This is a genomic window from Atribacterota bacterium (genome assembly GCA_039638595.1).
In the GTDB taxonomy this organism is placed as follows: domain Bacteria; phylum Atribacterota; class Atribacteria; order Atribacterales; family Caldatribacteriaceae; genus Profundicultor; species Profundicultor thermophilus.
The window spans coordinates 66,749-76,831 of sequence record JBDIWM010000005.1 but is presented as its reverse complement, the minus strand read 5'-3'; the positions used below and the strand labels follow the sequence as shown (position 1 = coordinate 76,831).

Sequence of the window (10,083 nt, the reverse complement as noted above, 5' to 3'; positions counted from 1 at the left end):
TTTGCCTGGGCGTACCCTTCGGCAAGATGGTCCGGAAAGCCTAAAAGGGTTTGCCGTACCATTTCAAATGGGTTAGATGCTTCAGTTGGTTCAATCAATCCCAACCCTCCTTTAAGAGAAGACACACCGTTGCGATTATTTTATCCAATTTTCTGCCGAATGACAAATGGTCGTTTCAGGAATATAGTGTGGAAACCTCAAAGAGTGATAGGAGTCCTTTTTCGTTTTTCATTTGCTTGCTTTTGTTATCGGGGTATAATAAATGGGGGAGGGAATGGAGAAGCGTTTTTTAGAGGAAGGAAGACTCCGAATTTTCATTTATCATGATGAAGAAACATTCCGAGCTCTGAGTGAAGGTCGCAGGCGCAAGATGGGCGGGTCCTTTCGTGATGTCCTTACTGGTCTTTTTTCTCGGGCTTACTTTGATGCAGAATTGGAAAGGTTGAATACCACAAGACAGTTGCCACTTTCTGTAGTCATTGCGGATGTCAACAAATTTAAATTAGTGAACGATGTCCTGGGACATGCGGTAGGAGATCGGATTCTTCAGAATGTAGCGCAGCGGTTGAAAACGATATGCCGGAGAGAGGACCTTGTGGCTCGGTTTGGTGGTGATGAGTTTGCCATTTTGCTTCCCAAAACTGCCCGTGAAAAAGCTCATGAACTTTTGATGCGGTTTCCACTATTCTTTTTCCCTTTTGAGCATGATTGCCATATCCCCGTTTCGCTGTCCTTTGGGGTTGCGACAAAAAGTGAGCCGTACCAGAGTATAAACGAAGTGCGTGAAGAGGCGGAAAGGGCCATGTACCATGACAAAACGATGCGCAAAAAAGAGGTGGAGAAACAGGTTCTCGTGGCCCTTAAGGGGTGCCTCAGAAAAAAGGTTTACGCATGTGAGCCCCATTTTCGCACTTCAGAAAGGTTGCGTCTGGGTTTAGAGTTCGGTAATAAGCTTTCTTTAACCAAATTTGAAAGGGAGAAGTTGCTGCGACTTCTGGTTTTTCATGATTTGGGGAAGATAATTATTCCGGGAGAGCTCCTCAGTCGAGATCGGAAAGAAATGAGTGTGAATGAGTGGAAGCTCATCACCAGTCACAGCGAAGCTGGATACCGGCTTGCATCCCAACTCCAAATGTTAAATTCGATCGCGGAAGAAATTCTCTCTTTTCGAGAACGATGGGATGGAAAGGGTTATCCCCGGGGGTTGAGAGGAAGAGCCATTCCCTTTCTGAGCCGGGCTGGGGCTATCATGAACGCTTATGAAGCAATGACGATGGGAAGGCCATACCGTCTTCCTCTTTCACGGTTGCAAGCTATGGAGGAAATCTGGAATCAGCGGGGAAAACAGTTTGATCCGGAGATCGCGCCGCTTTTTCTTAAAATTCTTGAAGTAAAGGAATTTTCTTCAAAAGGTTCTTGACGAAGGGACAAATTTTTGCTACGCTTCTCTTAAGTTGAATAGGTAGAGCGATGAAGAGGGGAAGTAGCTTCTTTCCGTGGACCAGAGAGAGTCGGGGAAGGTGGGAGCCCGGTGTTCAGGGAGGAGTGAATGGGCCTCGGAGCACTTCACCGAAAGCGAAAAAGTGAGTAGGCTGAAGAGGGTCTTTCCCTATAGAGAAAGCAGGGTATCGGAGGATTCCTGTACCTGGGGGAGTGGGTGATGGGTTATCCATCATCAAAAAGAGTGGCACCGCGAGTAAAGCCCTCGTCTCTTGACGAGGGCTTTTTATTTTGAGGTGGAAGGAATGGAGATACGGCCTGGTTACGGAGAGTTCCAAAAACGGATTGATGAAGGATACGATTTTGTCCCACTTTATGGGGAGGTTCTGGGGGACCGTTTGACCCCGATTGCCCTGGTGGAAAGGTTTTCGGATAAAATGCCCTTGTTTCTTCTGGAAAGTGCCGAAAGGGGTGAGGTATGGGGACGATATTCCTTTCTTGTCTTTGATGTGGATAGGGAGGTAGTATTTCAGGAATTTTGGAGTGTAATACCCCGTCTTGAGCAGATTTTTCCTACCTGTCGGGTGTATCCGTCGCTTGATTTGCCATTTCTGGGTGGAGCAGTAGGGTTTCTGAGTTACGATGCCGTAAAAACCTGGGAATTGACGGTTCCTCGAAAGCCACTCGATTTTCCTCTGGCCTATTTTGCCCTGGCCCGCCGATTTTTATACTTCGACCACTTGAGACATCGTCTGGGGGTGGTCTATGTGGCGGGAAAGGAGGAGTACCACGAAGCGAAAGAATGGATTGAAAACGTGGTTCAAAGAGTGACAAGAGAGGGGTTAATTTCTGCGGAAGATGATGGATTTCGTCTTACTGGGCAGATTACTTCCAATTTTACCCGCGCTTCTTTTGAAGAGGCAGTACGCTATGTGAAAATACTCATCGAAGAAGGGCATGCTTCTCAGGTGGTGATTTCCCAGCGTTTTACCATTCCCTATGAGGGGAACCCCTTTCTGGCCTACCGTTTTTTGCGTTCTTTGAATCCGTCACCGTACCTTTTTTATTGTAAGACGTCCACGTTTACCATGTTTGGTTCCTCCCCTGAAATGCTCACCAAACTGGAACATGGGAGGGTTTGGACCAAGCCCATTGCTGGAACTCGCCGAAGAATCCCAGGTTTGGATGAGGAAATGGTGGTGCGGGAACTTTTAGCAGATGAGAAGGAAAATGCTGAGCACGTGATGCTTCTTGACCTGGGAAGAAACGACCTGGGGAGAATTGCCCTTCCCGGGACGGTGCGCGTGGAAGAATTCATGAAGGTAGAACGGTACTCCCATGTCTTTCATATTGTTTCCACAGTTTCGGGAAAAGTCAAAAATGGTTTTACACCTTGGGAAGTTCTCAGAGCTACGTTTCCAGCTGGAACCGTGAGTGGGGCTCCCAAAGTGCGGGCCATGCAAATTATCGAAGAGGTGGAACCCCAGGCTCGGGGTCCTTACGCCGGAGCTTTGGGATATGTGAGTTTTCAGGGAAATATGGATACCTGCATTCTCATCCGAAGCATTTTCTGTAAAGATGGGGAAGCTCGCATTCAGGCTGGAGCGGGGATTGTCTATGACTCAATTCCTGAAAAAGAGTATGAGGAAACTCGGAGCAAGGCCGAGGCCTTGCTCCTTGCGTTACAAAGTGCAGAAAGGAGGAAAACGGAAGTATGATTCTGGTAATCGACAACTATGACTCTTTTACTTACAATCTTGTCCAGTACCTGGGGGAATTGAGTGAAGAAGAGATCGTGGTGTTTCGAAATGACCAAATCACCATTCCAGAAATCCATGCGATGTGTCCTTCCCGGCTTGTAATTTCCCCCGGTCCCAAGGATCCAACTGACTGTGGGATTACGAATGATGTGATCCGCACCTTTGCCTCCTCCATTCCCACTTTAGGGGTGTGTCTTTGGCCATCAGTGTATTGCTTATGTTGAGGGCGCAGAAATTGTAAAGGCTCGCCGGCCCTGCCACGGGAAAAAGTCCCGAGTTTTTCTTTTCTCTTCGCCCATCTTCCAGAATCTTCCTCAACAAATCTGGGTAGGGCGATACCACTCCTTAGTGGTTAAGCCAGAAACCCTCCCTCCCACTTTACGGATTACTGCACTCACCGAGGAGGGTGAAATTATGGCTCTTGAACATTGCTCCTATCCCCTTTTTGGAGTTCAGTTCCATCCCGAGTCGGTACTGACTCCAGAAGGGAAACTGATTCTCAAAAATTTTCTGGAGGTGGGCTGACCATGGGTGGAAAAGAAATTTTGGGGCAACTCGCTAACGGTGAGAAACTGGATAAGGAAGAAGCCTATCGTCTCATGCTGAACATTATGGAGGAAACTTTTACCCCAGTCCAGCTGGGGGCAATCCTCGCCATGTTACGACTGCGAAGAGAAAGTGGGGAGGAGCTCTCTGGTTTTGTGCGCGCCATAAGAGAGAAGGCTGTTCCCTTTACGGTTTCTCCCTCGGTTGATGTTGTTGATAACTGTGGCACCGGTGGTGATGGAATGGGTACCTTCAATTTCTCAACTGCTTCAGCCATTCTTGCGGTTGGTGCCGGGGTCAGAATAGTCAAACATGGAAACCGTGCGGTGAGTAGCTCTTCTGGAAGTGCTGATTTCTTGGAGTGTCTGGGTATTCCCATCGAAGCACCACCCCAGGCCATGCAAACGCTTTTTAAAGAGACAGGTTTCACCTTTCTCTATGCACCACGTTATCATCCTGCCATGAAAGTGGTGCAAGGAGTGCGCAGGGAACTCGGAATGAGGACGGTGTTTAATCTTTTGGGGCCGCTGGTCAATCCCTGCAGGGTGCACTATAAACTGGTTGGGGTGTATGAACCGGGGCTCCTCTTTCCGGTAGGGGAAGCGTTACTGGAACTGGGAGTGAAAAAGGGGCTTGTGGTGTGGGGAGAACCGGGAATTGACGAAGTGAGTCTGGCTGGAAAAAGTGAAATGGTCCTTGTTACTAATGGAAAACTAAAGTCATTTTCGTTCCACCCCCAGGATGTGGGTTTCCAAACCTGTGCCCTTTCTGAACTTCGGGGAGGGAACCCTAAGGATAACGTTGCACTTTTCTTTGAAATTCTACGGGGAAAACAAAAAGGGCCGCTTCGGAATGCGCTCCTTTTGAATGCTGCGTTCCTTTTATGGTTATGTGAACAATCATCAAGCCTTTCTCGAGCCTTGCAGTTTTTGGAAAGTATTTTAGCCAGTGGCCAGGCGCTACGCACGGTGGAAACCATCGTTGATACGGCCCGGGGAATGGAGGTGGCTTCATGATGGAAACGATTCTGGAACAAATTGTCACCCACACCCGGAAGAAACTGTTCATGATGAAGCAGTACTCCGCATATGATGTGGTCGAAATTATGGCCAAAAGAACAAAAAATTCCTTTTCGGAGGTATTCGCAGACTCATCCCAGATGCACATCATTGCCGAAATCAAGTGTGCTTCACCTTCTCGGGGAAAACTGTTGCCGTATGAAAGGGTTTTAAAGGTTTTATCCTGTTATGAGGAAGGAGGAGCTTCGGCAATTTCGGTGGTGACGGAAGAGGAACATTTTGGGGGTAACGTGACTCTCCTTGAGAAAGTTATAGCCAAAACCTCTCTTCCTGTTTTGCGGAAGGATTTTGTTATCGAGGAAACTCAGATCTACGAGTCGGCGGAGAAGGGGGCAGGAGCTCTCCTTCTCATTGCCCGGATTTTGCATCGTGAACGGCTCAAAAAATTCGTTGACCTGTGTACTCTTTTGGGTATGGTTCCTCTGGTAGAAGTACATGATGAAAGAGACTTGGAGAAAGCTCTGTTTGCTGGAGCGAGGTTGGTGGGAATTAATAATCGGAATCTGGCTACCTTTGAAGTATCGCTCCAGACCACACTTCGTCTTTTACCCCTTGTGCCTAAAGGGCTTATGGTGGTGAGTGAAAGTGGAATCCGGAGCAGGGAGGACATTACCATGTTGCGCGAAAGAGGGGTACGAGCCTTCCTCATCGGGGAGACCCTCCTTGCTGCTACGGATCCAGTGAAAAAATTGAGGGAATTGAAGGGAGAGGAAGAACTTGCTCGCTGTTAAAGTCTGCGGAATTCAGACGGAAGAAGATGCCCACTCTCTTGCCCAAATGGGGGTGTGGGCGCTGGGATTTATTCTGGTGGAGGGAAGCCCTCGCTGGGTGAATCCAGAAAAAGCAAGAAATTTGGTACATGGAATTCGGAGTCGAGTGTTGACTGTGGGCGTTTTTCGGGATATGGGCTGGAAGGAAGTAAAGCAATTGGTTGATTTCTGTAGCTTTGATCTCGTTCAGCTCCATGGAGCCGAAAGTCCTTCTTTCTGTGCCCATTTTCCGGGAAGGGTGGTCAAGGCTTTTGGAGTGGATGAGAAGTTTGAGGAAAAAACCGTTGAAGAATACCGTGGTGTGGTTCGGTATTTCCTATTTGACACGGTCCGAGGAACACAGGGTGGCGGGACCGGAACGCCTTTTCCCTGGATAAAAGTTCAAAAAATTGTGGAAGGGTACGAAGTGCCAGTAATCGTGGCGGGTGGATTGGGGGAGGAAAATCTTCCCCAACTCATCTCTCTTTTCCATCCCTTTGGAGTTGACTTGAATAGTAAAGTAGAAGAGAGACCGGGGAAGAAGGATCTCACAAAAATACAGAGGATTCTGGACTGGCTAAGAAGGAGATGAAAAAATGAAAGAAAATGGATTTTTTGGCGAATTTGGTGGGTTCTTTGTGCCGGAGATTTTGATTCACCCTCTGGAGGAGCTGGAAGAGGCCTATTTCACGTACCGGGAGGACCACTCCTTTCAAGAAGAGCTTGCCTTGTATCTCCGGTCGTACGCGGGAAGGCCGACTCCACTGTATTTTGCCCGGCGCCTTTCGGAACATCTCGGAGGAGGAAAGATATATTTAAAGAGGGAAGATCTCAATCACACCGGTTCCCACAAACTCAATAATACCTTAGGGCAGGTGCTCCTGGCTAAGAAAATGGGAAAAACGAGAGTCATCGCCGAAACCGGTGCGGGACAGCATGGAGTAGCTACAGCCACGGCTTGTGCCCTTTTTGGACTTCAATGCCGGGTGTACATGGGGGCGGTGGACATGGAGCGGCAAAAACTCAACGTTTTTCGGATGAATATCCTGGGAGCAGAAGTGGTGGCTGTTCACTCAGGAAGCCAAACTCTGAAGGATGCCATTAATGAGGCGATGCGAGACTGGGTGCGGAATGTGGATACCACCCATTATGTGATTGGTTCGGTGGTTGGACCGCATCCCTATCCCACCATGGTGCGGGACTTTCAGTCAGTCATTGGAAAAGAGGCAGAGGTGCAGATGATTGAAGCTGAGGGACGAGTACCTGATTATGTAGTGGCTTGTGTGGGTGGAGGGAGCAATGCTATGGGCATTTTCCATACCTTTGTGTCCCGGGAAGAGGTAAGACTAATTGGTGTTGAAGCGGGGGGGCTGGGTCTTCATACTGGAAGTCATGCTGCCAGTATCGGGCAGGGGTCGAAGGGTATTCTCCATGGGAGTTTGAGTTACCTCCTGCAGGATGAGTTTGGACAGGTTCTCCCCACCCATTCAGTGGCGGCTGGTCTCGATTATCCCGGGGTGGGTCCAGAACATAGCTTTCTCTTTGAAAGGAAAAGAGCTTCGTACGTCAGCGTAAAGGATGAGGAGGCCGTTGAAGCCTTCGTCCTTCTTGCAGAAAAAGAGGGAATTATTCCAGCTCTGGAAAGCGCTCATGCGGTGGCCTACGCAGTAAAACTTGCTCCTACCCTCTCGAAGGGCGAGATTCTTTTGATTTGCCTTTCGGGAAGAGGGGATAAGGATGCCGAAGAAGTGATGCGCTATCGGGAAAGGAGGGGTGGTCGATGAAGAGGAGCCTGCGAGAAATCCTTGAGGAAAGGCGCAAAAACCATAAACTCTTTGTTCCCTATCTTACCTTTGGATATCCCAGTATTCCAGATTTTCTGGAGCTTGTCTCTATCTGTAACGAAGAAGGGGCCGATGCTCTGGAAGTGGGAATTCCTTACTCCGACCCGGTGGCTGATGGGCCGATAATTCAAACCACTTCCTACCGGGCTTTGCTACAGGGGGTAACACCGCTTCTTGTTAAGGAAACGATGGAAAAAGCTTCGCGTTCCATTCCCCTTGTGGTCATGACCTATGGAAACATTGTTTTTCGTTATGGAGTGGACCGATTTACGCGAGATTTTTCACAGGCGGGGTTTCAGGGACTGATCGTGGCTGACTTTCCTCTGGAGGCCAGATCCCTTCTTTTGGGAGCAAAAGAATTTATGGAGGTGATTCTTCTTCTGGCAGTGAATTCTTCACCAGAGCGAATTGTCCGGGTTGGGCAGGAAAGTGAGGGATTCGTTTACCTTGTTTCTGGCAAGGGAACCACTGGTGCGGTGGATATTGACCTTGGAGTTTTAGAGAAGGTGGTTTCGATGCTTCGTTCGTGCGCAGTGAGTCCGGTTCTGGTAGGCTTTGGGATTCATTCTCCTTCCCGGGCGAAAGAAGTGGCGAGCGTGAGTGATGGAGTGATTGTCGGTTCAGCGCTTCTTGATTTTATCCTCAAGCATGAATCGGAAAAAAGCTGGAAGGAAGGATTTGCAAAACTTTTACGGGAATATCGCCAGGCGCTTCAGGAAAGATGAAGAGCATCGTCATTCAAGGGGTTCCGTTTCTTCAGTTTGAACATATTACTTTGCCATCCCTTTTCCATGTTTTTACGTTCAAACAGCCGTTTTTAAACCCTGGGGATGATGAAGAACGGGAACGATTGAAGGTGATTTTATCTATTGATACCCTCTGCACGGCTTCCCAGATGCACGGAACACATTGGGTGGTGGTGGATGAACCTCTCCAGGAAAAACCAGTGGCTGATGCACTTTTAACGGCGCGAAAGGGTATGTATTTAGGAGTGTTGGTCGCTGATTGTTTCCCCATTCTTTTGGTTGACCCAGTGAAGGAAGCATTGGCTGTGGTTCACGCTGGTTGGAAAGGTGTGATGGGCGCGATTCACCTTGAAGTGCTCCAAGCCATGCATACGGTTTTTGGAAGCCGGGTGTCTGATTTGTTGGTGGGTGTCGGTCCAGGGATTGGAGGATGCTGTTTCGAGGTAAAGGAAGACGTGGCTCAGCTTTTTGTCGGGCGAGGGGCGAAACGGATACAAGAAAAGGAGGGGCGCTTTTTCATAGACCTTTCGGGAATAGTGCAGGACGAACTGGAAGCATGTGGAGTGATGAAAAAGAACATCGAACAGAGTGGCTTGTGTACCCGGTGTCACGGGGAAATGTTTCACTCCTTTCGCCGAGAAGGGAGACTATCCGGTCGAAATATGCTTCTTGCAGGATGGCGAAAAAGAGATTAAAGTATTACCGAATTCGATTTTCCATTTTGAGGTGAAGGGAGTGAGGAGATTGGAAGGAGGGCTGACTGGTCGGCATCTTTTGATTGAGGTTATCGGTTCACCTCTCCTCAACGATAAAGGACTGGTTGAACAGTTTTTCGCCAAACTCGCTCATCTCTATGGCTTGGAAATTCTGGCGCTTCAGGTGCATCAATTTGAGCCGTATGGTCTGAGTGGACTTTTGATTATGCCGGAATCACATGTGGCGATTCATACCTGGCCGGAGTACGGGTACGCAGCTCTGGATGTTTTTGTGGGTTCACATTTTGACCCCAAGGAGAGTATCGCTTTAATTCAGGATTGTTTTCAGGCTGAAAAGGTAAAGCTGGTGGAATTGGAGAGGGGGTTACAGAGGCGCAATGGAACTCTGGTACGTCCAGAATTACCTTAAAGATTTTGAGGTTGGGTTACGGGTTAGGGAAACCATTTTTGTGGGGAAAAGCAGGTTTCAGGAGATCGCCGTGGTGGACACCTATCTTTATGGAAAAGTCTTGCTTCTCGATGGTATTGTGCAACTTTCGGAGAAAGACGAGTTTATGTACCACGAGATGCTTGTTCATCCAGCCATGGTGACTCACCCAGAGCCCAAACGAGTTTTTATCATTGGCGGTGGGGATGGTGGTGCAGCCCGGGAGGTTTTAAAACACCCGGTGGAGGAGGTGGTCATGGTGGATATTGATGAAGAAGTAATCGAAGTGTGCCGGAAGTTTTTTCCTAACCTGGCCCCCTGGAATGACCCCCGCCTCAAAGTGATTGTGGACGATGCTACCCGTTACATTACCACTGCTTCTCAATTTGATGTCATCATTATGGATTCGACGGATCCATTTCCCCGGGGAGTGGCGGAGCCACTTTTTTCGCCGCAATTTTTTGAAGAGGTTTACCAACATTTGACCGCAAGTGGAGTGTTTGTTTCCCAAATGGAACCGCCCTTCTTTGAAGAGGAGCGAGTGGAGAAACTCTGGAGGTACCTGCGGTGTTTTCCGATTTTACGTCTTTACTGGGGAATGGTACCCACCTATCCTGGGGGAGTGTGGAGTTACATTTTTGCCTCTAAAAAAGAGGACCCAGTAGGGGTAGAGCGAAATCTCCCTTTTCCAACTCGTTACTATTCCTCGAAAATTCACCAGGCGGCCTTTGTCCTTCCAGTATTTCTGGAAGAGCTGTTCAAACGGTGAAAAAGAG

At 48.5% G+C, this 10,083-nt stretch carries 10 protein-coding genes, 1 pseudogene and 1 other annotated feature; all 11 genes and pseudogenes read left to right on the top strand.

Annotation, left to right across the window (positions count from 1 at the left end; all coding sequences use genetic code 11):
• Positions 1 to 274 precede the first annotated feature (274 nt).
• Positions 275 to 1,420, top strand: coding sequence for a diguanylate cyclase (locus ABDK92_02680; protein MEN3185528.1), 1,146 nt, complete (start codon positions 275 to 277; stop codon positions 1,418 to 1,420).
• A 41-nt stretch (positions 1,421 to 1,461) separates the two neighbouring features.
• Positions 1,462 to 1,716 (top strand) — a binding site (T-box leader).
• Positions 1,717 to 1,745: 29 nt separating this feature from the next.
• On the top strand, positions 1,746 to 3,158 hold the full coding sequence (locus tag ABDK92_02675) for an anthranilate synthase component I family protein (protein MEN3185527.1): 1,413 nt from the start codon (positions 1,746 to 1,748) through the stop codon (positions 3,156 to 3,158).
• Positions 3,155 to 3,725, top strand: a pseudogene (locus ABDK92_02670) (aminodeoxychorismate/anthranilate synthase component II). The gene ABDK92_02675 and the pseudogene ABDK92_02670 overlap by 4 nt, the downstream one beginning before the upstream one ends.
• A gap of 2 nt (positions 3,726 to 3,727) precedes the next feature.
• Entirely contained in the window at positions 3,728 to 4,762 is a 1,035-nt protein-coding gene (trpD, locus tag ABDK92_02665) for an anthranilate phosphoribosyltransferase (protein MEN3185526.1), read from the top strand.
• Complete coding sequence (trpC, locus tag ABDK92_02660) at positions 4,759 to 5,556, top strand: indole-3-glycerol phosphate synthase TrpC (protein MEN3185525.1); 798 nt, start codon at positions 4,759 to 4,761, stop codon at positions 5,554 to 5,556. The genes trpD and trpC overlap by 4 nt, the downstream gene beginning before the upstream one ends.
• Positions 5,543 to 6,166, top strand: coding sequence for a phosphoribosylanthranilate isomerase (locus ABDK92_02655; GenBank protein ID MEN3185524.1), 624 nt, complete (start codon positions 5,543 to 5,545; stop codon positions 6,164 to 6,166). Before trpC ends, ABDK92_02655 begins: the two co-directional genes overlap by 14 nt.
• Before the next feature lie 4 nt (positions 6,167 to 6,170).
• A complete protein-coding gene (trpB, locus tag ABDK92_02650) occupies positions 6,171 to 7,358 on the top strand; it encodes a tryptophan synthase subunit beta (GenBank protein MEN3185523.1) in 1,188 nt (395 codons plus the stop codon).
• Complete coding sequence (gene trpA, locus ABDK92_02645) at positions 7,355 to 8,143, top strand: tryptophan synthase subunit alpha (GenBank protein ID MEN3185522.1); 789 nt, start codon at positions 7,355 to 7,357, stop codon at positions 8,141 to 8,143. Before trpB ends, trpA begins: the two co-directional genes overlap by 4 nt.
• Positions 8,140 to 8,859: a peptidoglycan editing factor PgeF gene (gene pgeF / locus ABDK92_02640; GenBank protein MEN3185521.1), complete on the top strand. Its 720-nt coding sequence runs from the start codon at positions 8,140 to 8,142 to the stop codon at positions 8,857 to 8,859. The genes trpA and pgeF overlap by 4 nt, the downstream gene beginning before the upstream one ends.
• Before the next feature lie 40 nt (positions 8,860 to 8,899).
• Complete coding sequence (speD, locus tag ABDK92_02635; GenBank protein ID MEN3185520.1) at positions 8,900 to 9,289, top strand: adenosylmethionine decarboxylase; 390 nt, start codon at positions 8,900 to 8,902, stop codon at positions 9,287 to 9,289.
• Entirely contained in the window at positions 9,258 to 10,076 is an 819-nt protein-coding gene (speE, locus tag ABDK92_02630) for a polyamine aminopropyltransferase (GenBank protein ID MEN3185519.1), read from the top strand. The genes speD and speE overlap by 32 nt, the downstream gene beginning before the upstream one ends.
• The last annotated feature ends 7 nt before the right edge of the window (positions 10,077 to 10,083 follow it).